Source organism: Kitasatospora sp. NPDC050463, assembly GCF_040655255.1.
Taxonomy (GTDB): domain Bacteria; phylum Actinomycetota; class Actinomycetes; order Streptomycetales; family Streptomycetaceae; genus Kitasatospora.
On sequence record NZ_JBFAJO010000053.1, the window covers coordinates 42,825 to 65,007 of the forward strand.

Genomic DNA, 22,183 nt, shown 5'->3' on the forward strand with positions numbered 1-22,183 from the left:
CACCCGTGACTCAGCGCCCGTGGGCGGCGCCCGGAGCGGCCGGGCGAGGGGTGCGGCAGCCGGCGTCGACCCGGCGGCGGGCCCTGCCGGGGGCGTCGGTGATCAGGCCGTCGGCGTTCCGGTCGGTCATCAGCTGCCAGGACTCCTCGTCGTCCAGCGTCCAGACGTAGACCTCGCGGCCGGCCGAGCGTTCGGCGGCGATCCGGGCGGCGGTGGCCAGTGTCGCGTCCAGCGCGATGCCGTGCAGCGGCAGGTCACCGGGGTCGTCGGCGAGCGAGGCGCCCTGGATGAGGACGACCGGCAGGGCGGGGGCGGCCGCGTGGGCCTGGCGCAGGTGCTCGGCGGAGAAGGAGTAGAGGAAGACCCGGGCGCCGCTGCCGGCCGCGGCCCGGGCGATCCGGGCGACGTCCTCGGCGCGCTGCCACTTGATCTCCATCAGCAGCGTGACGGGGCTGCCGGCGAGCCGCCCCAGCAGCTGGTCCAGCGTCGGCACGGGCTCGGCCGGTCCGGGGCCGACGGTCACCCGCAGGCCGGCGAGCTGAGCGGCGGTCAGGTCGGCGACGGCGCCCCTGCCGTCGGTGGTGCGGTCCACGGTGGGGTCGTGCATCAGCACCGGAACGCCGTCCCGGGTGGTCTGGACGTCGGTCTCCAGCCAGTCGGCGCCCTGTTCCAGGGCCTTCTCGAAGGAGGCCATGGTGTTCTCGGGGGCGTCGAGCGGCGAGCCCCGATGGCCGATCACCACCGGTGCGTCGCAGACCCGCTGGGCCGCGACCGGGCCGGCGCGGAGTCCCGATGCGGCGGCGCAGCCGGCGGCCAGGACCGCGAGGGCGGCGAGGACGGCCGCGTGGGCGGCGCGGGGCGAGGCGGTCACGGCTCGGGCTCCAGCTCTGGTTCGGACGCCGGGAGGGTGCGGGTCCCCGGGAGGGTGGGGGTGTCCGGGGAATCCTCGACGGGGCGGCGACGGATCAACGCACCGGTCCGACCACCCGACCGTGGCGTCGACTCCCCCCAGCGTGCGCCCGCCGCCCGGCGCGTCCCGGCCGCGGCGCACCGCGGGTCACCCGGACGCCCGGCCGGCGCGCCGTCACAGCAGACCGTCCCACAGCTGCTCGACGATGACGGCCCACCAGTTCTCCGGATCGTCGAAGACCGTCGGGTCGAGCGCCGCCAGGCCGTTCTGGAGCTCGGCGACGGCGGCGCCGGCGGCCCGCGGGTCGAGCCCTGGCAGGCCGGGCAGCCACCGGGCGAACAGGGCCAGGCCGCGGACGAAGGCCTCCGGCCCGGCGTTGCAGTGCCGGGCGGTGGCGTAGTCGGGGTCGACGGCTCGGACGGCGCCGCAGGCGGTGTCCAGGGTGATCAGCGCCCAGCCGTCGGTGCCCAGCACCAGCTGCGGGGCCATCGCGAGGCGCTCCCGCTCGGCCACCCGGGTGCCGCGGCCGATCTCCGCCAGGTGGGCGGCGAGCGGCGGCAGCACCGTGCCGGGCCGGGTGCCGTCGGCGATGGCGTCCGGCTGCGGGTGGTGCAGTGCGAAGAACCCCTCGACGGCGACCGGCACGCCGACCGCCACCAGTACCCGGGCGGTGGCCTCCGGCAGGTCGGCCCGGGCGACGTCGGCCGGGTCGAAGCGCTTGACGCCGGCGGCGCCGAACCGTTCCACCAGCAGGGCCGGCAGTTCCCGGTCCGGCTCGGCGGCCGGGGCCGGGGCGGGGCGCGGGAAGGGCAGCCGGTTGCGGGCCGGCCCGCCGGGTTCGGCCGGCAGCGCGCGGACGGCCGCCGCCCGGTGGTCGAAGCGCGGCCCGTACGGCAGGTCGGAGTCCACCCGGGCGCCCGGCAGCTCGGCGGCCAGCGCGTACGCCCAGTAGCCGCCGGGCAGCGCGCTCAGCCGTAGATCGGTGTGGACGGCCAGCACGTCCTGCGCCCGGACGCCCCGCTCGCGCAGCCACCACCAGCCGCGCAGCGCCGGGTGCGGCAGGCCGGGCGCCGAGCGCAGCACCAGCGACCGCACCTCGCCGAACTCGTCGCGGTAGGTCAGCTCGGCCCGGGTGCCCCGCCCGGTGGTCGGCGGCGCGGCGGGGTCGTGGGCGCCGGCACCGAGGAAGTCCCGGTAGAGCACGGTCACTTCGTCCACCGGCACGGACGGCCAGACGGTGAACCGCCCGGTCGCCCGGTCCACCACGGCGCAGGCCGCCCCCACCTCCTCGGGCGCGCGCCGCTCCCCCGTCAGGGGGTCCACCCCCACCGGCGAGGGCTCCGCCCAGACCACCCACCCGAGGTCGAACTCGTGCGAGTGCACCCGCCGGCTCCCGGTCGAGCCGTCGGCCGAGGCCCTCGGCAGCTCGCCGTTGATCCAGCGGTGGGCGGCCTCGATCGCCTGCGCGCGGGTGGTCACAGGGGGGTGCTCCTTGCATGGGCGCGGGTGGAGAACGGCGCGCGGGCGGCGGACCGGCCGGTGGGTCGCGCGGGCGGGCGGGGTGTCACCGGGCGCCGCTCGCCGCGGGTTCGGGGCGGCGGGCGGCGAGGTCGAGCGGCCGGCCGTCCGGATCGAGGGCGATGGCCCAGAGGCCGCGGCCGGCGTCGTGCAGGGGGTCCTCCCCCCGGCGGCCGACCTGGTGGTCGAGGTAGCTGACGGTGTCCTGGTGGTTGACGGCGTTCCAGGCGTGCGGGCGGCCGAAGCCGTCCAGGGTGATCAGCACGGCCTGGGCGCCGTGGCCGGCCCGCCGCAGTTCGCCGGTCAGGCGGCCGAAGGCCGGCTCGCCGTCGCCGAGGTCGCGGAACGGGGCGCCGAGTTCGCGCTCGGCGCGGTCGCGGCCGCCGCGTTCCCCGGCGTCGCCCTCGGTGGGGATGCGGGGCGCGGCGCAGGTCGGGCGGCCGGTGAAGGTGTCGACGGCGGAGAGCGCGATCTCCAGGCTGCTGTTGGCCCGGCCCGGGGCCTGCGGGCCGTCGGCGTTGACGACCTCCGCCCAGCCGCCGGCCGCCGGGTCGGGGTGACGGACGGGCAGGCCGTCGCCGTCCCGGGGTGCCCGGCGTTCGACCTCGCGCTGGTGCTCGGGGTCGACCGGGGCCAGCCCGCCGGGCAGACCGTACGGGCGGCTGTCGGCGATGGTCCGCAGCCGGACCGCGTGCTCCTCGGGACCGCTGCCGCGCAGGGCGCGCCGGGCGAGCTGGAGCGCCAGGGCGTGTGCGGTGGCGACCGGGACGGCGGCCCAGGCGAGGGTGTTCCCGCCCTCGGCCGGAGGGCCGTCGGGGCGGCGCCGGTGGTCGTCCTGGTGGGATTCGGGGCGGCCGGCGCCGGGGCCGACCACCGGCGGGGCCGACGGCGGCGCCGGGACGGGCAGCGGGACGGGCGCGGTGACGGGGTGCGGGGTGCCGGTGGCCGCCCGCGGTCCGCCCGCGCCGAGGCCCGGCCGGGTCTCGGCCGGGGCCTGCTGTCCGGGGACGGCGGTACCCGGCACACCCGGCGTGCCCGGCGCACCGGCCGCCGGGGCGCCCGGGCCGGGGACGGCGACCGGGCCGGCGCCACCCCCGGCGGGCGGACCGGCACCGATCCCGCTGCCGAACGGCGCCGGGCCGTGCCCGACCGCCACCGGACCGGTGTAGGAGCTGCCGGGCAGGCCCGCGAGCGGGCCGGGGCCGGTCGGCCCGGTGCCGACCGGCACGGCGAACGGGGTGCCGTAGGAGCTGCCGTACGGGTTGCCCTGGGCGGATCCGCCGCCGGACGGTCCGTCGGGCGCCGTCGGGTGGTGCGCGGGCGCGGCGGGGGCCGACGGTGCGGGCGGGGCGAGTACGGAGTCGGTCCGCACGGTCACGGGCTCGCCGCCGCCCCCTGGGTGGGCGGGCGGCAGGTGGTAGTCGCCGTCCGCCGGACCGCCGGAACCGGCCACGCCGCCCCCTCCACCGCCACCGCCGTTGTGCGCCGGAGCGGCCGCGGCGACCGGACGGCCCGCGCCGTCCGGGTGGCCGGACGGCGCCCAGTCCCCGCCGCCCCCGCCCGCCGAACCGGTCCGCACCGGCCCCGCGCCGCCGCCGTCCGCGTCCGGGCGACCCGCCGGACCGCCCGCGCCCGGGTGTCCGGCGGAGTCCGACCCGGCCATCACGACCACGCTGTCCGGCCCGACCCCGGGCGTACCGGCCCCGGGCACGCCGGGCGCCCCGGGTGTCCCGGGTGTCCCGGGCAGCACGGCGCCCGGGCCGTCGGCGAGCGGGCCGCCCGGCCTGCCGTCCAGCCCGTGGCCGTTCCGGTCGCCTCCCGCCGCGAGGTCGGTCAGCGGTACGCCGCGGACCACCTTGCCGTCCTTGTCGGTCAGCACCGGTTGGCCGTCCTTGCCCAGCACCGGCCGCCCCTGCTCGTCCAGCTTCACGGCGAGGTCCTCGACCCCGACCAGGGGTCGGCCGTCCGGGCCGCGCACGACGAGCAGCCCGCTCGCGTCCGCCACCGGCGTGCCGTCGGCCCGGACGATGACCGGTTCGCCGTGCTCGTCCAGCACCGGCCGGCCGGCCTCGTCGAGCTTGACCGTCAGACCCGGCACCCCGACCACGGGCCTGCCGTCCTGGCCGAGCACCACCGCCAGGCCGGCGCCGTCCGCCCCCAGCACGCCCGGCTCGCCGAGCGCCGCGGGCAGCCCGGCGGCGAGCGGGTCGAAGACGCCGCCGGTGAACGACGCCGGGCGCACGCCCGGGCCGCCGCCCGGCGCGAGGCGCAGCAGCGCGACGACGGCGGGCTCCTTGAGCGTGCCGTTCAGCGCGTCCTTCATGGCCCGGCCGAGCTCGTCCAGCAGGCCGCCGATCTTCAGCCCGGCGGTCTCGACGGCGATCGCCGCCATCGCCTCGGCGACCTGCTCGGTGGCGGCGTTCTGCACTCCGCTCGCCACCGCGCCGACGCTCTGCCGCAGCCCCCCGAAGACCCCGCCGGACGCGGCCTCGCCGCCGCGGGTGGCGGCGGCGACCTCGGCCGCGGCCGCCTTGGCGTGGGCCGCCTGTTCCTCGGCCTTCTTCAGTTCGGCGGCCAGCTCGGTGAGGGTGGCGACGAGGTCGGCCTTGCAGCTGTCGACGGCCCGGGCGGCCTTGTCGAAGGCGCCGGCCACCAGGGCGGTGGCGGCGTGCGCGTCGTCCAGGTGGCCCGTGCCGCTGCCGCTGAACGCCCGCCAGTACTCGCCGAAGGCCTCCACCGCGCGGCCGGAGTTCTCCCCGGTGACGCGCTTGGCGGAGTCCCCGCCGCGCTTGCCCAGGCGCTCGGCCTCGGTGCCGAACTCGCGCCAGTGGCCGGCCGCCCTGCGCAGCCCGTCCTCGTCGGCCTGCGGCCACTGGTGGCCGGTCCTGGCCAGCACCGGCGCCAGCTCCTCGGGCAGCTTCCGGGACATGCGCTTCCCCCTTCGACGTACGGACTTCGGCATGCGGATCACGGCGTGCGGATCACGGCATGCGGACTTCGCCGTGCGGACGGCGGACCGCGTCGCACGGACGGCCCGCGTGCGGACCGCGACGGACGGACGGCGGCGCGCCGGCCGCGACGTTCCGGCATCGCCGGACTGACCCCGCCGCCGGGTTCGGCGGCGCGGACGGCCGGGCCGTCAGGCCGATCTGTCCTTGGGGACGCTCGCCGCGGCCACCGGGGTTGCCGGTTTCCCGGGCTTCCCGCCCGGTGCCGCGGCGCCGGGAGCGCCCGGGGCCGCGGTGGCGCCGAAGCCGGCGGCGGCCGTCGTCTCGGCGTCGACGGTGCGCTCGGCCATGGTGTGCAGCCCGGAGCCGACCTGCCCGAGCTGCCCGGCCAGGCCGCGCAGCCCGCCGAGCAGCCCGCCGCGCGCGTCCTTGTAGACGGCGGCGAAACCGCTGCCCGGCTTGTCCAGCCCCCACGGGCTGCCGAGCCCGGCGAGCGACTGCTCCAGGGTGGCGGCGGCCTTCCCGAAGTCCTCCGAGATCTTCTCGAACTCGCGCCCTTCGCCGTGCAGTTCCCACGGCTTGATGGCGAACCTGCCGCTTCCGGCGTCGCCGCTGCTGCTGCCGCTGGCCATCCCCGTACCTCCCCGTAGCGGACCGGCCGCCATCCTAGGGGTGCCGCCGGGCCGGGCCGCAGCGCGCCGGGGACCTCTTCACCCCGCCTTCACCTCGCCCGCCGGCGGCTCCGGCCGCCACCGCTCGGCGAAATCGCCGCAAATGCCCCGGCCGCAGGCGGTTCGCACCGCTGTGAAGGCTCTACCCTTGCCGGGTGGCAGCAGAGACGTCCAAGAAGAAGCCCAAGTCCGGCGCGACCCCGGTCGACCTCGCGATGCCGACCCTGCGCACCGAGGTCCCGCTCGACCCGCGCCCCGAGGTCCCGCTCGACTTCCCGCGGGCCTGGGTCGAGTTCGCCGACCCCGACGACGAGGAGCAGGTCTTCCGCTGCGACCTCACCTGGCTGACCTCCCGCTGGACGTGCATCTTCGGCCGCGGCTGCCAGGGCATCCGCGAGGGCCGGGGCGAGTCGGACGGCTGCTGCACGCTCGGCGCGCACTACTCGGACGAGGACGACGAGAAGCGCGTGGCCGGCCACGCGGCCCGGCTGACGCCCGAGATCTGGGAGAACTTCGCGCACGGCACCGACGACAAGGGCCGGATCAGGCTCGACGGCGGCATCACCATGTTCGACGAGGACGGCGACCGGCAGACCCGCCGGGTCGACGGCGCCTGCCTCTTCCTCAACAGCCCCGGCTTCCCCGGCGGGGCCGGCTGCGCCCTGCACACCCTCGCCCTCAAGGAGGGCAAGGAGCCGCTGGAGACCAAGCCGGACGTCTGCTGGCAGCTCCCGGTGCGCCGCACCTACGACTGGATCGACCGCCCGGACGACACCCGCTACCTCCAGGTCACCATCGGCGAGTACGACCGCCGGGGCTGGGGCCCGGGCGGCCACGACCTGCACTGGTGGTGCACCGGGAGCCCGGACGCCCACACCGGCCCGGACCCGGTCTACATCAGCTACCGCCCCGAACTCACCGAGCTGATGGGCAGGGCCGGCTACGAGGTGCTGGCCGGCCTCTGCGAGCAGCGGATCGCCACCAAGGGCGACCGCAAGGTGGCCCCGCACCCGGCCGACCCGGCGAAGAAGGCCGGCAAGAAGTAGCCGGGCCCGCCCGCACTACTTGTCGATGTCGCCGACGACGAAGAACATCGAGCCCAGGATGGCCACCATGTCGGCGACCAGGGTGCCGGGCAGCAGCTCGGTCAGCGCCTGGATGTTGTTGAAGGACGCCGAGCGCAGCTTCAGCCGCCACGGCGTCTTGTCGCCGCGCGAGACCAGGTAGTAGCCGTTGACGCCGAGCGGGTTCTCCGTCCAGGCGTAGGTGCTGCCCTCGGGGGCCTTGAGCACCTTGGGCAGCCGCAGGTTGACCGGCCCGGGCGCCAGCGTGGCCAGCTTGTCCAGGCAGGCGTCCGCGAGGTCCAGCGAGTTGACCGTCTGCTCCAGCAGGCACTCGAACCGGGCCAGGCAGTCGCCCTCCTCGCGGGTGACCACGGTCAGCACCGCGCGCAGCTCGTCCGAGCCGTACGCCAGGTAGGGCTCGTCGCGGCGCAGGTCGAAGTCGAGCCCGCTGGCCCGCGCGATCGGGCCGCTGACCCCGTACGCCTCGGCCTGCGCCTTGGTGAGGATGCCGACGCCGGCGGTGCGGGCCCGGAAGATCTCGTTGCCGAGGACGAGCTCCTCGAAGACCGGCAGCTGCGAGCGGACGGTGGCGATCGCCGCCCGGACCCGGCCGAGCCAGCCGGCCGGCAGGTCCTCCTTGAGGCCGCCGACCCGGTTGAACATGTAGTGCATCCGGCCGCCGGAGGCCTCCTCCAGCACGTGCTGGAGGTCCTCGCGGCCGGAGAAGGCGTGGAAGATCGGGGTGATCCCGCCCAGCTCCAGCGGGTAGGAGCCGAGGAACATCAGGTGGTTGAGGACGCGGTTCAGCTCCGCGAGCATGGTGCGGATCCAGACCGCGCGCTCGGGCACCTCCATGCCGAGCATCCGCTCGACGCCGAGCACCACGCCCAGCTCGTTGGCGAACGCGGAGAGCCAGTCGTGCCGGTTGGCCAGCATGATGATCTGCCGGTAGTCGCGGGCTTCGAAGAGCTTCTCCGCGCCGCGGTGCATGTAGCCGATCACCGGCTCGGCGGTGACGATCCGCTCGCCGTCCAGCACCAGCTTCAGCCGCAGCACGCCGTGGGTCGCCGGGTGCTGCGGGCCGATGTTGAGCACCATGTCGGTGCTGTCCGCCCCGCCGGTGAAGTTCTCGGCTCCCGCCCCGATGCCGACCGTGGTCTCCCTCATGACCCGAGAGTCTGCCATCCCCCGAGGCCGGCGAGGGTCTCCGGTACCGGCATGCGGACGGCCTGCGCGAGCCAGCCGAACGCGCCCAGGCCCGCCGGATCGGTCAGCTCGGCGCCCTCCCCGGCGCCGCCGAGCGCCCGCAGGTAACCCGCCGGGTCGGAGGAGGCCAGCGCCAGCGGCGGGCGGGCACCGCTCACGCCGAGCGCCCGCAGCGCCTCCCGCTGGGTTGTCCACAGGCTGTGGAGGGCGGGCGCGGCCACCGCGTCCAGCGCCACGTGCGCGGTGAGGTCGCAGGTGCCGTCCGGCACCGGGCGCACCTCGCGGCCCGCCCGGAAGCCGGTCAGGGTGGTGAGGAGCGGGCGGCGGGCGGCGGTGTGCCCGTAGTCCGCCGCGACCGCGAGACCGCGCTCCAGCCCGGCGACGGCCGAGGCCCAGGCCGCGTCGCGCGGTGCGCCGAACTCCACGAGGTCGCCCGGCGCGGAGGCCGGCCACCAGCGGGCGGCCCAGGCGGCGTCGCCCTCGTCCACCGCGTCGCCGAGGCGCTCGTCGCCGGTCGCGGTGTCCACCTCGACGTAGCGCAGCGCCCCGTCCTCGTCCACCGCGCCGAGGTCCAGCGGCACGTTGTCCAACCACTCGTTGGCGAACAGCAGGCCGCTGACGCCGCGCGGCACCTCGTCCGTCCACAGGGCTGTGGACGGAAGTCCCGCGGGGCGGTCCGCCGCGATCTCCACCCCGTACGGCCGCAGCCGGGCCAGCACGTCGTCCGGCAGCGCGGCCAGCACGCCGGCCAGCAGCTCACCCCGGCCGGCCCCGACGTCCACGAGGGCCAGCTCATCCGGACGGCCGAGGGCCGTGTCCACCTCCAGCAGCAACCGGGCCACCGCACGGGCGAACAGCGGGGAGGCGTGCACCGAGGTGCGGAAGTGCCCGGCCGGCCCCTCCGGCCTGCGGTAGAAGCCGCCCTCCGGGGCGTAGAGGGCCTGTTCCATGGCGGGCCGCCACCGCATCCAAGTCATGCGGCGGGACGCTACCCGCGGCGCGGCGCCCCTCCCAACCGGAGCCGGGGCTTCTCCGACCTAGGGAGTAGGACGGATCGCCCTCCCGGCGGACCTGACCACGCTCCGCGACTGCCTACGCTTGAGACGTGCAACGACTCAACGCCTGGCTCCGCCGTCACCCCATGGTGGTCGACTCCGCCTGGGCGGCGATCGTGCTGTTCCTCGGGTTGCTCCCCAGCGACGCCGGCGAGGTCGGATGGCACGGGGGCGTCCAGTTCGCGGTCGCGATCATCCTGCCGCTGCTGATGGTCTTCCGGCGGCGCCTGCCCGACCTCACGGTGGCCGCCGCCGTCGTGGTCGGACTCACCCAGGTCGCGCTGAACGTCGACCCGGGCGGATCCAGCATCGCCTACCTGGTCTTCGCGTACACCGGAGCCGCCTTCGGCTCCACCTGGATCTCCCGGCTCGCGCTCGCCGCCGGCCTGTCCGCCGGACCACTGGTCTTCTGGGAGCAGAAGCTCCTCAAGAGCCAGTACCACCCGGAGACCGGCACGACCACCTTCCACTCCTACGGCATCGGCGAAACGCTCCTGATCATGGGGCTGATGACCAGCCCCTTCATCCTCTGCTGGGCGTGGGGCCGGCTCACCCGGGTGCGCCGGGCCTATCTGGTCGAGCTGGAGGACCGCGCCGCCCGGCTGGAGCGCGAGCGCGACGCCCAGGCCAAGGTGGCGGTCGCCGCCGAGCGGGCCCGGATCGCCCGCGAGCTGCACGACGTGGTCGCGCACAACGTCTCCGTCATGATCGTCCAGGCCGACGGCGCCGCCTACGTGCTGGACAACTCGCCCCAGCAGGCCAAGGAGGCGCTGAGCACGATCGCCTCCACCGGGCGCCAGGCGCTCGTCGAGATGCGCCGGCTGCTGGGCGTCCTGCGCACCGCGGACACCGTCGAGGAGTACGTGCCGCAGCCCGGCGTCGAGGAGCTGCCCGAGCTGCTGGACCAGGTCCGCACCGCCGGCCTCCAGGTGGACTTCGCCACCTCGGGCGACCCGCGCGAACTGCCCCGCGGCGTCGAGCTGACCGTCTACCGGATCGTCCAGGAGGCGCTGACCAACGTCCGCAAGCACGGCGGCCCCGATGTGCACGCCCGGGTCGCGGTCGACTTCGGCGAGCGCGAGCTGGCCGTCCTGATCGAGGACGACGGCCGCGGCTCGACCGACGAGCAGCTGGCCTCCGGCGGGACGGACGGCCAGGGCCACGGCCTGATCGGCATGCGCGAGCGGGTCGGCATGGTCAGCGGCAGCCTCGACGTCGGGCCACGGCCCGGCGGCGGCTTCCGGATCCGCGCCGTCCTGCCGCTCAAGGCAGCCCACTGACCACGTTGCCGCCCACGAACTAGGAGCCACCTTGACCATCCGCGTGATGCTCGTCGACGACCAGGAGCTGCTGCGCACCGGCTTCCGGATGATCCTGCAGTCACAGGGCGACATCGAGATCGTCGCCGAGGCCGGCGACGGCGCGCAGGCCCTGGAGAGGCTGCGGCACACGCAGGTGGACGTGATCCTGATGGACGTCCGGATGCCCCGCCTGGACGGCGTGCAGACCACCCGCCGGATCTGCCTCGCCGAGGACGGCAGCCCGCTGCCGAACGCCCCGCACGTCCTCATCCTCACCACCTTCGACCTGGACGAGTACGCCTTCGCCGCGCTCAAGGCGGGCGCCAGCGGCTTCCTGCTCAAGGACGTGCCGCCGACCGAGCTGGTGGCCGCGATCCGCGCGGTGCACGGCGGCGACGCGGTGGTCGCGCCGACCACCACCCGCCGGATGATCGACCGGTTCGCCGAGGTGCTGCCCACCGCCGCGAGCACCCCCGGCCCGGACACCCTGGGCCCGCTCACCGAGCGCGAGCGCGAGGTGTTCCTGCTGGTCGCCCAGGGCCTGTCGAACAGCGAGGTCGCCGCCCGGCTGGTCCTCTCCGAGGCCACCGTGAAGACCCACGTCGGCCGGATCCTGGCCAAGCTCGGCCTGCGCGACCGGGTGCAGGCCGTCGTCCTCGCCTACGAGGCGGGCCTGATCCGGGCCGGCTCGGGGGATTGAGACACCCCCGGCACCGGCCCGTAGAATGGGCCGGTGCGTCCGGTACCCGCAGAGGACCGGAACGGTAAGAGTGAGGACCAGGGCCGAGCTGTGAGCGAGCGAACCGGGCTCACCGTCGAGAGGTGCGCCATGGCGACTGCCCCCGCCGAGCGCCGGGGCCGCCCCCGGCCCGGGAACGGCGCGGAGGTGCGCGCGTGAGCACGTCCGACAACGCCGACTTCACCCCCCTCGCCGACGGTTTCGGCGACCCCGCCGACCCCGGCAACCGCCCCGCCCGCCTCGCCGTCGGGGTCGTCGGCACCGGCCGGGTCGGCCCGGCGCTGGGCGCCGCCCTGCAGCTCGCCGGGCACCGGGTGGTCGCCGCCTCCGGGGTGTCCGCCGCCTCCCGGCGCCGCGCCGAGCAGCTGCTGCCGGGCGTGCGGATCGTCTCCCCGCCGCAGGTGCTCGCGGCCGCCGACCTGGTGCTGCTCACCGTTCCCGACGACGCGCTGGCCGACCTGGTGGCCGGCCTCGTCGCGACCGGTTCGGTGCGCCCCGGCCAACTGGTGGTGCACACCTCGGGCGCGCACGGCGTCGCCGTCCTGGAGCCCGCCACCCGGGCCGGGGCGCTGCCGCTGGCGCTGCACCCCGCGATGACCTTCACCGGCACCCCGGTCGACCTCGCCCGGCTGGCCGGCTGCCCGTTCGGGGTGACCGCCCCCGACGAGCTGCGCCCCGTCGCCGAGGCCCTGGTGGTCGAGATGGGCGGCGATCCCGAGTGGGTGCCGGAGGGCGTCCGCCCGCTCTACCACACGGCCCTCGCGCACGGCGCCAACCACCTGGTCACCCTGGTCTCGCAGGCGCTGGAGCTGCTGCGCACGGCGGGCGTCGCCGAGCCCGGCCGGCTGCTCGGCCCGCTGCTGGGCGCCGCCCTGGACAACAGCCTGCGCTCCGGCGACGCGGCCCTCACCGGCCCGGTCGCGCGGGGTGACGCGGGCACCGTTCGGCGCCACCTGGCGCAGCTCAGTACGGTGTCCCCGGACATCCTGGCCGCCTACCGGGCGATGGCCCGCGCCACCGCCCAGCGGGCGCTCGCCCACGGGACGATCGACGAAGCGTCGGCGGCGGCGCTGCTGGACGTACTGAACGAGGAGAAGCACTGATGGCACGCGGCAAGCAGCCCGGCAAGGCACAGCGGGCCCCGAAGGTCCACCGGGCCGTCGTCACCCGGACCGTCACCGACTTCGAGGCGGCCTTCTGGCCGGACGAGCAGCCGGTGGACAACGCGGTCGTGATGACCATGGGCGCGCTGCACGAGGGCCACGCCGCGCTGATCCGGGCCGCCCGCAAGCAGGTCGGCCGGGACGGCCGGGTCGCCGTCACCGTCTTCGTCAACCCGTTGCAGTTCGGCGCCGGCGAGGACCTCGACCGCTACCCGCGCGACCTGGACGCGGACGTGCGGCTGGCCGAGGAGAACGGCGCCGACGTCGTCTTCGCGCCGTCCGTCGAGGAGGTCTACCCGAACGGCGAGCCGCAGGTGCGCCTGGCGGCCGGCCCGATGGGCGAGCGGTTCGAGGGTGCCACCCGGCCCGGCCACTTCGACGGGGTGCTGACCGTGGTGGCCAAGCTGCTGCACATCACCGACCCGGACTTCGCCTTCTTCGGGGAGAAGGACGCCCAGCAGCTGGCGGTCATCCAGCGGATGGTGGCCGACCTGGACTTCGACGTCGAGATCGTCGGGGTACCGACCGTCCGCGAGGAGGACGGGCTGGCGCTCTCCTCCCGCAACCGCTTCCTCTCCGCCGAGGACCGCGAGCACGCGCTCGCCCTGTCCAAGGCCCTGTTCGCCGGCCGCGACGTGGCCGCGCAGGGCCCGAAGGCCGTGCGCGAGGCCGCCGCGGCCGCCCTGGACGCGTCCGAAGGCGTCACCCTCGACTACCTCGCCCTGATCGACCCGGACGCCTTCACCGAGGCGGCGGACGACTTCCAGGGCGAGGCGGTGCTGGCCGTCGCCGCGAAGGTGGGCTCGACCCGCCTGATCGACAACGTCCGCATCATCGTCCGGTAACTCGGTGATTCGGTAATTCTCGGTAACCGGTAGCAGTCCCCATTTCAGGCATGCACTCACAGGAGGCGTGACCCCATGCTCCGCACCATGCTCAAGTCCAAGATCCACCGGGCCACCGTGACCCAGGCCGACCTGCACTACGTCGGCTCCGTCACGGTGGACGAGGACCTGCTCGACGCCGCCGACCTGCTCCCCGGCGAGCTCGTCCACATCGTCGACATCAACAACGGCGCCCGGCTGGAGACGTACACCATCGCCGGCCCGCGCGGCACCGGCGTGATCGGCATCAACGGCGCCGCCGCGCGCCTGGTCCACCCCGGCGACCTCGTCATACTCATCGCCTACGGGCAGATGGACACCGCCGAGGCCAAGGGCTACCTGCCGAAGGTGGTCTTCGTGGACGCCGACAACCGGATCACCGGCCTCGGCGGCGACCCGGCCGAGGCCGGGGAGGGCACCGGACTGCTCCGCGGCGACGCGGCGTACGGTGACGGCAACGGCGCGGCCCCGACCGCCGCGCGCTGAAGGAGCCACTGAACGCCATGCCCGCCACGCACCGCCTCACCGCCCCCGCCCCCGGCTGGACGACCACCACCGACGTCGTCGTGGTCGGTTCCGGCGTGGCCGGACTCACCGTCGCGCTCAACGTCCGCAAGGCCGGCCTGCGGGCCGTGGTGGTCACCAAGGCGATGCTCGACGACGGGTCCACCCGCTGGGCCCAGGGCGGCATCGCCGCCGCCCTGGGCGAGGGCGACACCCCCGAGCAGCACCTGGACGACACCCTGGTGGCCGGTGCCGGGCTCTGCGACGAGGACGCCGTACGCACCCTCGTCACCGAGGGCCCGGAGGCCGTCCGCCACCTGATCGCCACCGGCGCCGCCTTCGACCGCGGCGAGGACGGCGAGATCCTGCTCACCCGCGAGGGCGGCCACCACCGCCGCCGGATCGCGCACGCCGGCGGGGACGCCACCGGCGCCGAGATATCGCGCGCCCTGGTCACCGCCGTCCGGTCCGACCCGGGCCTGGAGCTGATCGAGCACGCCCTCGTCCTCGACCTGCTCACCGACGCCGACGGGCACGCCGCCGGACTCACCCTGCACGTGATGGGCGAGGGCCAGCGGGACGGCGTCGGCGCCATCCGGGCCCGCGCGGTGGTCCTCGCCACCGGCGGCATGGGCCAGGTCTTCTCCGCCACCACCAACCCGGCGGTCTCCACCGGCGACGGCGTGGCGCTCGCGCTGCGGGCCGGCGCCGAGGTCACCGACCTGGAGTTCGTCCAGTTCCACCCGACCGTGCTCTGGCTCGGGCCGGAGGCCGAGGGTCAGCAGCCACTGGTCTCCGAGGCGGTCCGCGGCGAGGGCGCGCACCTGGTCGACGCGGCGGGCACCCGCTTCATGCTCGGGCAGCACGAGCTGGCCGAGCTGGCCCCGCGCGACATCGTCGCCAAGGCCATCACCCGGCAGATGCAGCTCCAGGGCGCCGAGCACATGTACCTGGACGGGCGGCACTTCGGCGCCGAGATGTGGGAGCAGCGGTTCCCGACCATCCTCGCGTCCTGCCGGGCGCACGGCATCGACCCGGTGACCGAGCCGATCCCGGTCGCCCCGGCGGCGCACTACGCCTCCGGCGGCATCCGCACCGACCTGCACGGCCGCACCACCGTGCCCGGTCTGTACGCCTGCGGCGAGGTGGCCTGCACCGGGGTGCACGGCGCCAACCGGCTGGCCTCCAACTCGCTGCTGGAGGGCCTGGTCTTCGCCGAGCGGATCGCCGCCGACCTGACCTCCCGGCACCGCGCGGGCGAGCTGCCCGAGCGCTCGGTGGACGTCGCCGCCGCGCGTGCCGCCCACCCGGTGCCGCTGCCCGCGCCCGAGGCGCGCGCCGAGATCCAGCGGCTGATGTCGCACGGCGCGGGCGTGCTGCGTTCGGCCGCGTCGATGGCCGGCGCGGCCGCCGGGCTCACCCTGCTCGCCGAGCACGCGTACGCGCACGTCGCCGAGGAGAAGCCGGCCGACCCCCGGGTGGAGACCTGGGAGGCCGCCAACCTGCTGCTGGTCGCCACCGCCCTGGTGACGGCCGCCGGCCGGCGTGCCGAGACCCGCGGCTGCCACTGGCGCGAGGACTTCCCGGAGCGGGACGACGCCCACTGGCAGCGCCATCTGATCACCACCCTCACCGCCTCCGGCGATCTTGTCAGCACCCCTGAGGAGCAGTAGAACCATGACCCACTCCCACGAGGAACTCCCGATGGCCGGAGGCTGCGGCGACGGCTGCGCGTGCGGCGACGGCGAGGGCTACGAGACCGGTCTGGACCCGCAGCTCGCCGAGCTGCTGGAGGAGGCCGGCCTCGACCCGATCGAGGTCGAGGACATCGCCACCCTGGCACTGGCCGAGGACCTGGCCGGCGGCGAGGACGTCACCTCGGTCGCCACGGTGCCCGCCGACGCCGTCGCCACCGCCGACTTCACCGCCCGCGAGGCCGGCGTGGTGGCCGGCCTGCGGATCGCCGAGGCGGTCGTCTCGCTGGTCTGCGAGGAGGAGTTCGAGGTCGAGCGGCACGTCCAGGACGGCGACCGGGTCGAGGCCGGCCAGGTGCTGCTCTCCGTCCGCAGCCGCACCCGCGACCTGCTGACCGCCGAGCGCAGCGCGCTCAACCTGCTCTGCCACCTCTCCGGCATCGCCACCGCGACCCGCGCCTGGGCGGACGCCCTGGAGGGCACCGGCGCGGTGGTCCGCGACACCCGCAAGACCACCCCGGGCCTGCGGGCGCTGCAGAAGTACGCGGTCCGCTGCGGCGGCGGCGCCAACCACCGGATGGCGCTCTCCGACGCGGCCCTGGTCAAGGACAACCACGTGGTCGCGGCCGGCGGCGTCGCCGAGGCGTTCCGGGCCGTCCGGGCCGCCTACCCCGAGCTGCCGGTCGAGGTCGAGGTGGACACCCTGGAGCAGATCCCGCCGGTGCTGGAGGCCGGGGCCGACCTCGTCCTGCTGGACAACTTCACCGTGCCGCAGCTGCGGGAGGCCGTCGAGCTGGTGGCCGGCCGCGCCCGGCTGGAGGCGTCCGGCGGACTGACCCTGGCCAGCGCGCGCGAGGTCGCCCAGACTGGGGTGGACTACCTGGCCGTGGGCGCGCTCACGCACTCGTCGCCGATCCTGGACATCGGCCTGGACCTGCGCGCCTGATCACCTCTGATCACCCCTCACGCAGAAGGCACCCATGCTGCTCACCATCGACGTCGGCAACACCCAGACCACGCTCGGCCTGTTCGACGGCGAGGAAGTGGTCGAGCACTGGCGGATCTCCACCGATCCGCGCCGCACGGCCGATGAGCTGGCGGTGCTGCTGCAGGGCCTGATGGGCTCGCACACCGCGGTCAACGAGGCCGCGGTGGAGGGCCTGGCGATCTGCTCGTCCGTCCCCTCCGTGCTCCACGAGTTCCGCGAGGTGACGCGCCGCTACTACGGCGACGTCCCCGCGGTGATCGTGGAGCCGGGGGTGAAGACGGGCGTGCACGTCCTGATGGACCACCCCAAGGAGGTCGGCGCCGACCGGATCGTCAACGCGCTGGCCGCCAACCACCTGTACGGCGGCCCGTGCATCGTGGTCGACTTCGGCACCGCCACCACCTTCGACGCGATCAACGCCCGCGGCGACTACGTCGGCGGCGCGATCGCCCCCGGCATCGAGATCTCGGTGGAGGCGCTCGGTGCGCGCGGCGCCCAGCTGCGCAAGATCGAGCTGGCCCGCCCCCGCAACGTGATCGGCAAGAACACCGTCGAGGGCATGCAGTCCGGCATCCTCTACGGCTTCGCCGGCCAGGTCGACGGCCTGGTCGACCGGATGGCCAAGGAGCTCGCCAAGGACCCGGACGACGTCCAGGTCATCGCCACCGGCGGGCTGGCCCCGCTGGTCCTCGGCGAGGCCGGCACCATCGACGTCCACGAGCCCTGGCTGACCCTGATCGGCCTGCGCCTGGTGTACGAGCGCAACCGGCCCAGCTGAGGCGGGACTTCACCGCGCTCACCGCTCCGAACCCGCCGGAACGGGACATTCGCGCCCGCTCCCCCGCGCCCGCCCCGCCGTTCCTCGCGATCCCGGCCGGAGCGACCCCGCGCTGTGTTAGTTTCACGCCCCGGGACCGGGCAGCGCGCCGGCCCCGCGGCCGGGGGAGGCCGGTGGGCACCGGGGGGTGCGGGCGCGGTCCCGCCCACCCGACGAGCCCGCCCACCCGGCCGGCGCACTGACGCCCCGTCGGGTACGGGGCGGACGAACCGTACGGGGCCACTCGGTCGGGCGGCCCGGAAGCCGGATCGAGGGTGGGGCGTGTCGAACGTCGAGAGGTCCGAGCCGGCGCGGGACGACCGCCCGGCCACAGGCTCCGAGCCGTCGCGGACGGGTCCCGGCGGGCCGGGCCTGCGGCGCCGCAGGCGGCTGCTGCTGGCGGTCGTGGTGACGGCGTCGGCCGTCTCGGGCGCCGGACTGGCCGCCTCACTGGTGGTCAGGTCGCCCGCGCAGGCCGCGGCGGAGCACGAGCCCCCGCCGCCGGACGTCCTGACCGCCGCTGTGGAGCGACGCGTGCTGACCGACTCGGTGGTGCTTCGCGGCCAGGTCGGCGCCGGCCAGACGGTCGAGGTGGCGCCGGCCGGGAGCGGCGGGCCGGCCGGGGTGAGGCCGGTGGTGACCAAGCTGCCGGTGCGGGTCGGCGACCAGGTCGCCGCCGGGCAGTCGGTGCTGGAGGTGGCGGGGCGGCCGGTGTTCGCCCTGCGGGGCGAACTCCCGGTGTACCGGGACCTCCGGCCGGGAGCCACCGGCCAGGACGTCGAACAGCTCCGACAGGCCCTGAAGGCCCTCGGGTTCGACTCGGAGGGCGACCCCGCCGGGCGCTACGGCGCGGCCACCGGGGCGGCGGTGACGGCCTTCTACGCCGCGCGCGGCTACGACCCGCTGCCGGCCTCGCCGGACGGGGACGCCCAGGTGTCGGCCGCCCAGGACGCGGTGACGAGCGGCGAGCGGGCCCTGGTGGACGGCCGGGACGCGCTGAAGGCCGCGCAGAAGCGCCTGGACGACGCCACAGCCGCCCAACAGGCCCGCCGGACCGAGAGCCCGCAGCCCCCGGCGCAGCCGGCCGCCCCGGCCGGCGAGAGCCCGGTGGACGCGGCCCGCACCGCCATCGAGACGGCCCGCAAGCAGGTGACCCGCGCCGGCGAGGACCTCGCCAAGCTCCGCAGGAGGGCCGACGACGTCCGGGCCGCCGTCGGCCCGATGGTCCCCGCCGGCGAGCTGCTCTTCCTCACCGGCTTCCCGGCCCGGGTGGACGGCGTCGCCGGCCGGGTCGGCGGCGAGGTCACCGGCACGGTGCTCACCGTCTCGGCCGGAGCGCTGGTCGTCCGGGGCAGCCTGACGGTCGCCGACAAGGGCCTGGTCCGCCCCGGCCAGGCGGTGGAGATCCGCTCCGAGGTGACCGGGACGACGGCGGCCGCCAAGGTCACCGCGGTGGCCGACACCCCCGGCGGCGGGCCCCCGGCGGCCGCCGGCACCGGGGGTTCCGGCAGTGCCCCGCAACCCGCTCCCGACCGGGCCGGCTACCCACTGGTGGTCGAACCGGACACCCCGCTCGACCCGGGACTGGCCGGCCAGGACGTCCGCCTCACCGTCCGGGCCGCCGCCTCGGCCGGCCCGGTGCTGGTCGTCCCGCTCTCCGCCGTCTCCGCCACGGCGGACGGCAGGACGGTGGTGACGGTGTACGAGCACGGGCAGCGCCGCCGGGTCGAGGTGACCTCGGGCATGGTCGGCGGCGGCAGCACGGAGGTGCGTCCGCTGACCGAGGGCGCGCTCGACCCCGGCGACCAGGTGATCGTCGGAGTGCGGGACGCCGCCCGGGCGGGCGCCCGGTGAGCACCCCCGTCGTCGAGTTCCGCCGGGTCGGCCTGACGTACCCCGGGCCGCCCCCCGTCACCGCCCTGACCCCCTGCGACCTGGCCGTCGCCCCGGGCGAGTACGTCACGGTGACCGGCCCGTCCGGCTCCGGCAAGTCCACCTTTCTCAACATCGCCGGCCTGCTGGACACCCCCACCACCGGCCGGTACCTGCTGGACGGCGTCGACACCGGCCCGCTCCGGGACGGCGACCGCGCCGCGCTGCGCGGGCGCCGGATCGGCTTCGTCTTCCAGTCCTTCCACCTGCTGGCGCACCGCTCGGCGGCGGATAACGTCGCGCTCGCCCTGCTGTACACCGCCGCACGGGGCCGCCGGGCGGCGGCCGAGCGGCGGGAACGGGCCCGCGAGGCCCTGGCCCGGGTGGGCCTCGGCCACCGGGCGGACGCCGTGGCGACCCGGCTCTCCGGCGGCGAGCGGCAGCGGGTCGCGATCGCCCGCGCGTTGGTCGGGCGGCCCGCCCTGCTGCTCTGCGACGAGCCGACCGGCAATCTGGACACCGGCACCGCGCAGTCCGTCCTCGCCCTGCTGGACGATCTGCACGCGCAGGGCCTGACCGTGCTGCTGATCACCCACGACCCGCAGGTGGCCGCCCGGGGCCGGCGGACGGTGACGATCCGCGACGGGGTGCTGCGGGAGGTGGGCGCCGGATGAGGCCGCGCACCCGCACCCGCGTGGTCGAGCCCTCCCGGCTGCCGCTGCGGGAGCTGCTCGCCGAGGCCCTCGCCGGGGTCCTCCAGCGGCCCGCCCGCTCGGCGCTGACCGGCCTCGGCACCGTCCTCGGGGTCGGCGCCTTCGTCGCCGTCCTCGGGCTGACGGCCACCGCCTCCGCCCGGATCGACTCCCGCTTCAGCGTGCTGACCGCGACCGAGGTGGGCATCGAGGACACCGGGGGGCCGAGACCGGACCTCGCCGGGCTCTCCTTCCCCGTCGACGCCGACGCCCGGATCCAGCGGTTGAACGGGGTGGAGGCGGCGGGCGTCTACTGGCCGGTCCACCTGCCCGCCGGGTCGGTCCGGGCCGCGCCGGTGGGCCGGCCGTCCGGCGACGAGCAGGCCGCGGTGGTCGCGGCCTCGGCCGGCGTCCTCGCGGCGGCCGAACCGCACCTGGTGCGGGGCCGGACCTTCGACACCTGGCACGACACCACCGGCCGGCAGGTGGCGGTGCTCGGGGCCGCCCTGGCCGCCCGGCTCGGGATCGGCACCCTCGACACCCAGCCCGCCGTCTTCCTGGCCGGCCGGCCGTTCACCGTCATCGGCATCGTCGACGACGCCCGGCGCGGCCCCGACCCGCTGCTCTCCGTCATCGTGCCGCGCGGGGCCGCCGCCCGGCTCTGGGGCGGGCCCACCCAGGACCGGGCGAAGATGATCGTCGTCACCAGGATCGGCGCGGCCCGGCAGGTCGCCGACGAGGCCGCGCTCGCGCTGGACCCTGCGCACCCGGAGAACTTCACCGCGCTGCCGCCCCCGGACCCGCGCACCCTGCGCACGGCCGTCACCTCCGACCTCGACCGGCTCCTCCTGCTGCTCGCCGGGATCTGCCTGGTGATCGGGGCCGTCGGGATCGCCAACACCACCCTGGTCGCGGTGCTGGAGCGGACCGGCGAGATCGGGCTGCGCCGGGCACTGGGGGCCCGGGGCCGCCACATCACCGGCCAGTTCCTCTGCGAGTCGGCGTCCCTGGGGCTGCTCGGCGGTCTGGTCGGCAGCTCGCTGGGGGTGCTGACGGTGCTCGGCGTGGCGCTGGCCCGGGACTGGACCCCGGTGGTGGCCCCGGTGACGGTGGCCGCCGCCCCGGTCGTCGGTCTGGCCACCGGTCTGCTGGCCGGCGCCTACCCGGCGTGGCGCGCGGCCCGGATCCAGCCGGCCGAGGCCCTGCGGCGCTGAGCGGGCGGGTGGGCGGGCCCTTCGTCCCAGGACATTCACCGGGCCAAACGTGGGGGATCGGCGCGACGTTACCGACAAATCGGATATTCCTCACGTAGTGTCAGCCCATGCCTACGCCACACGGATCGCGCGGCGGCATGGCCTTCAGCGCCGACGAAGTCCGCGTGCTGCGCCGCGCCCTCGCCCAAGCACTGCACCCCGCCGTCCCCGTCCATCTCCACCCCGACCGGCTGCCGTTCGCCGGCGCGGGCGCCGAGCTGTGGGCCGAAGACGTCCAGGACGCCCTGCGCCTGACCGAGGCGATCGACGAGGCCGTCCAGGAGGGCGGCCGGCTGCGCGCCTTCCTCCTCGCCGACCTCGGCCGCTACCGGGCGGCGCTGCCCGGCAGCGCCGCCGGCTACCTGGAACGCCTGGAGGAGGCGGTGGCCGACGGCTACCTCCCCGGACCCGAGGACCTCACCGCGCTGCGCGGCCTGACCCGACAGCCGTGCGGCCGGACCGAGCGGTCCCGCCGCTCGCGGCTGGCCGGGCGCTGCCACGCACTGGCCGAGGCGGCCGTCCGCGAACGGCTCGCCCTCACCACCGGCCAGCGCCACCTCGTTGCCGTACCGAGCCCTGCCGCACCCCCGAGCAGTCTCCCCACCCCTGTTGGAGGACGGATCCCGATGAGCAGCACCGAGCCCGGCGCAGAGCAGCCCGACGCCCCCCGGACGCCGCCCCAGCCGCACCGGATGCCGACCCCCGCCGAGCTCTTCGGCCGTCGCCCCAAGCCCCCGGCCCGGCCCTCGCCCCCCGCGCCCGAGGAGCTGGAGCTGGCCACCGGCACCGGCTGACCGCCCCCGCCCGGCCCGCCCCCGCCGTCCGCACAGGCCGCCGCCCGCTTCGGTCTCGGCAGCGCGGTGGTCGCCGGCACCCTCCAGCGGCTCACCGCCGCCGGCCGCCT

At 76.3% G+C, this 22,183-nt stretch carries 19 protein-coding genes; 13 read left to right on the top strand and 6 right to left on the bottom strand.

Annotation, left to right across the window (positions count from 1 at the left end; all coding sequences use genetic code 11):
• Window positions 1-10: 10 nt before the first annotated feature.
• The 4 genes from AB0J08_RS28400 to AB0J08_RS28415 form a co-directional block, all read right to left on the bottom strand.
• A complete protein-coding gene (locus AB0J08_RS28400; protein WP_360640344.1) occupies window positions 11-871 on the bottom strand; it encodes a glycerophosphodiester phosphodiesterase in 861 nt (286 codons plus the stop codon).
• A gap of 213 nt (window positions 872-1,084) precedes the next feature.
• On the bottom strand, window positions 1,085-2,389 hold the full coding sequence (locus AB0J08_RS28405; RefSeq protein ID WP_360640347.1) for an SUKH-4 family immunity protein: 1,305 nt from the start codon (window positions 2,387-2,389) through the stop codon (window positions 1,085-1,087).
• Window positions 2,390-2,474: 85 nt separating this feature from the next.
• A complete protein-coding gene (locus tag AB0J08_RS28410; RefSeq protein ID WP_360640350.1) occupies window positions 2,475-5,357 on the bottom strand; it encodes a toxin glutamine deamidase domain-containing protein in 2,883 nt (960 codons plus the stop codon).
• Between the two features lie 210 nt (window positions 5,358-5,567).
• Window positions 5,568-6,008: a hypothetical protein gene (locus tag AB0J08_RS28415; RefSeq protein WP_360640353.1), complete on the bottom strand. Its 441-nt coding sequence runs from the start codon at window positions 6,006-6,008 to the stop codon at window positions 5,568-5,570.
• Between the two features lie 254 nt (window positions 6,009-6,262).
• Between AB0J08_RS28415 and AB0J08_RS28420 the strand changes: the two genes are divergently transcribed.
• The gene (locus AB0J08_RS28420) at window positions 6,263-7,093 is read left to right on the top strand and encodes a hypothetical protein (RefSeq protein WP_360640404.1); all 831 of its coding nucleotides are present in this window, start codon (window positions 6,263-6,265) and stop codon (window positions 7,091-7,093) included.
• 15 nt (window positions 7,094-7,108) lie between these two features.
• Here AB0J08_RS28420 and AB0J08_RS28425 read toward each other — a convergent pair whose 3' ends face one another.
• Together AB0J08_RS28425 and AB0J08_RS28430 are read right to left on the bottom strand one after the other, a co-directional pair.
• A complete protein-coding gene (locus tag AB0J08_RS28425) occupies window positions 7,109-8,278 on the bottom strand; it encodes an NADH-quinone oxidoreductase subunit D (protein ID WP_360640356.1) in 1,170 nt (389 codons plus the stop codon).
• Window positions 8,275-9,294: an SAM-dependent methyltransferase gene (locus tag AB0J08_RS28430; protein WP_360640359.1), complete on the bottom strand. Its 1,020-nt coding sequence runs from the start codon at window positions 9,292-9,294 to the stop codon at window positions 8,275-8,277. The genes AB0J08_RS28425 and AB0J08_RS28430 overlap by 4 nt, the downstream gene beginning before the upstream one ends.
• A gap of 128 nt (window positions 9,295-9,422) precedes the next feature.
• On the opposite strand from AB0J08_RS28430, the gene AB0J08_RS28435 reads away from it, so the two are divergent.
• The 12 genes from AB0J08_RS28435 to AB0J08_RS28490 all read left to right on the top strand — a co-directional run bounded on the left by AB0J08_RS28435 (window position 9,423) and on the right by AB0J08_RS28490 (window position 22,073).
• On the top strand, window positions 9,423-10,652 hold the full coding sequence (locus tag AB0J08_RS28435) for a sensor histidine kinase (RefSeq protein WP_360640362.1): 1,230 nt from the start codon (window positions 9,423-9,425) through the stop codon (window positions 10,650-10,652).
• 31 nt (window positions 10,653-10,683) lie between these two features.
• Window positions 10,684-11,373, top strand: a complete 690-nt coding sequence (locus AB0J08_RS28440) for a response regulator transcription factor (protein ID WP_360640365.1) — start codon at window positions 10,684-10,686, stop codon at window positions 11,371-11,373.
• A 194-nt stretch (window positions 11,374-11,567) separates the two neighbouring features.
• Complete coding sequence (locus AB0J08_RS28445) at window positions 11,568-12,515, top strand: DUF2520 domain-containing protein (RefSeq protein ID WP_360640367.1); 948 nt, start codon at window positions 11,568-11,570, stop codon at window positions 12,513-12,515.
• On the top strand, window positions 12,515-13,420 hold the full coding sequence (panC, locus tag AB0J08_RS28450) for a pantoate--beta-alanine ligase (RefSeq protein ID WP_360640370.1): 906 nt from the start codon (window positions 12,515-12,517) through the stop codon (window positions 13,418-13,420). Before AB0J08_RS28445 ends, panC begins: the two co-directional genes overlap by 1 nt.
• 75 nt (window positions 13,421-13,495) lie before the next feature.
• Entirely contained in the window at window positions 13,496-13,945 is a 450-nt protein-coding gene (panD, locus tag AB0J08_RS28455; protein ID WP_360640373.1) for an aspartate 1-decarboxylase, read from the top strand.
• A gap of 17 nt (window positions 13,946-13,962) precedes the next feature.
• Window positions 13,963-15,636, top strand: coding sequence for an L-aspartate oxidase (locus tag AB0J08_RS28460; protein WP_360640376.1), 1,674 nt, complete (start codon window positions 13,963-13,965; stop codon window positions 15,634-15,636).
• Window positions 15,637-15,640: 4 nt separating this feature from the next.
• Window positions 15,641-16,603 carry a carboxylating nicotinate-nucleotide diphosphorylase gene (gene nadC, locus AB0J08_RS28465; RefSeq protein WP_360640379.1) on the top strand — a complete coding sequence of 321 codons (963 nt, stop codon included), beginning with the start codon at window positions 15,641-15,643 and terminating at the stop codon, window positions 16,601-16,603.
• 34 nt (window positions 16,604-16,637) lie between these two features.
• On the top strand, window positions 16,638-17,423 hold the full coding sequence (locus AB0J08_RS28470) for a type III pantothenate kinase (RefSeq protein WP_360640382.1): 786 nt from the start codon (window positions 16,638-16,640) through the stop codon (window positions 17,421-17,423).
• 321 nt (window positions 17,424-17,744) lie between these two features.
• Window positions 17,745-19,316 carry a peptidoglycan-binding protein gene (locus tag AB0J08_RS28475; protein ID WP_360640385.1) on the top strand — a complete coding sequence of 524 codons (1,572 nt, stop codon included), beginning with the start codon at window positions 17,745-17,747 and terminating at the stop codon, window positions 19,314-19,316.
• On the top strand, window positions 19,313-20,008 hold the full coding sequence (locus AB0J08_RS28480) for an ABC transporter ATP-binding protein (protein ID WP_360640389.1): 696 nt from the start codon (window positions 19,313-19,315) through the stop codon (window positions 20,006-20,008). The genes AB0J08_RS28475 and AB0J08_RS28480 overlap by 4 nt, the downstream gene beginning before the upstream one ends.
• The gene (locus tag AB0J08_RS28485) at window positions 20,005-21,240 is read left to right on the top strand and encodes an ABC transporter permease (protein ID WP_360640393.1); all 1,236 of its coding nucleotides are present in this window, start codon (window positions 20,005-20,007) and stop codon (window positions 21,238-21,240) included. Before AB0J08_RS28480 ends, AB0J08_RS28485 begins: the two co-directional genes overlap by 4 nt.
• Window positions 21,241-21,347: 107 nt before the next feature.
• Complete coding sequence (locus AB0J08_RS28490; protein WP_360640396.1) at window positions 21,348-22,073, top strand: hypothetical protein; 726 nt, start codon at window positions 21,348-21,350, stop codon at window positions 22,071-22,073.
• Window positions 22,074-22,183 lie beyond the last annotated feature (110 nt).

Bases quoted from the DNA above. Each gene is read 5' to 3' on its own strand.
- AB0J08_RS28490 (WP_360640396.1), top strand. From the start codon at position 21,348: ATGCCTACGCCACACGGATCGCGCGGCGGCATGGCCTTCAGCGCCGAC.
- panC (WP_360640370.1), top strand. From the start codon at position 12,515: ATGGCACGCGGCAAGCAGCCCGGCAAGGCACAGCGGGCCCCGAAGGTC.
- AB0J08_RS28470 (WP_360640382.1), top strand. From the start codon at position 16,638: ATGCTGCTCACCATCGACGTCGGCAACACCCAGACCACGCTCGGCCTG.
- nadC (WP_360640379.1), top strand. From the start codon at position 15,641: ATGACCCACTCCCACGAGGAACTCCCGATGGCCGGAGGCTGCGGCGAC.
- AB0J08_RS28430 (WP_360640359.1), bottom strand. From the start codon at position 9,294: ATGACTTGGATGCGGTGGCGGCCCGCCATGGAACAGGCCCTCTACGCC.
- AB0J08_RS28415 (WP_360640353.1), bottom strand. From the start codon at position 6,008: ATGGCCAGCGGCAGCAGCAGCGGCGACGCCGGAAGCGGCAGGTTCGCC.
- AB0J08_RS28420 (WP_360640404.1), top strand. From the start codon at position 6,263: ATGCCGACCCTGCGCACCGAGGTCCCGCTCGACCCGCGCCCCGAGGTC.
- AB0J08_RS28425 (WP_360640356.1), bottom strand. From the start codon at position 8,278: ATGAGGGAGACCACGGTCGGCATCGGGGCGGGAGCCGAGAACTTCACC.
- panD (WP_360640373.1), top strand. From the start codon at position 13,496: ATGCTCCGCACCATGCTCAAGTCCAAGATCCACCGGGCCACCGTGACC.
- AB0J08_RS28485 (WP_360640393.1), top strand. From the start codon at position 20,005: ATGAGGCCGCGCACCCGCACCCGCGTGGTCGAGCCCTCCCGGCTGCCG.
- AB0J08_RS28410 (WP_360640350.1), bottom strand. From the start codon at position 5,357: ATGTCCCGGAAGCTGCCCGAGGAGCTGGCGCCGGTGCTGGCCAGGACC.
- AB0J08_RS28460 (WP_360640376.1), top strand. From the start codon at position 13,963: ATGCCCGCCACGCACCGCCTCACCGCCCCCGCCCCCGGCTGGACGACC.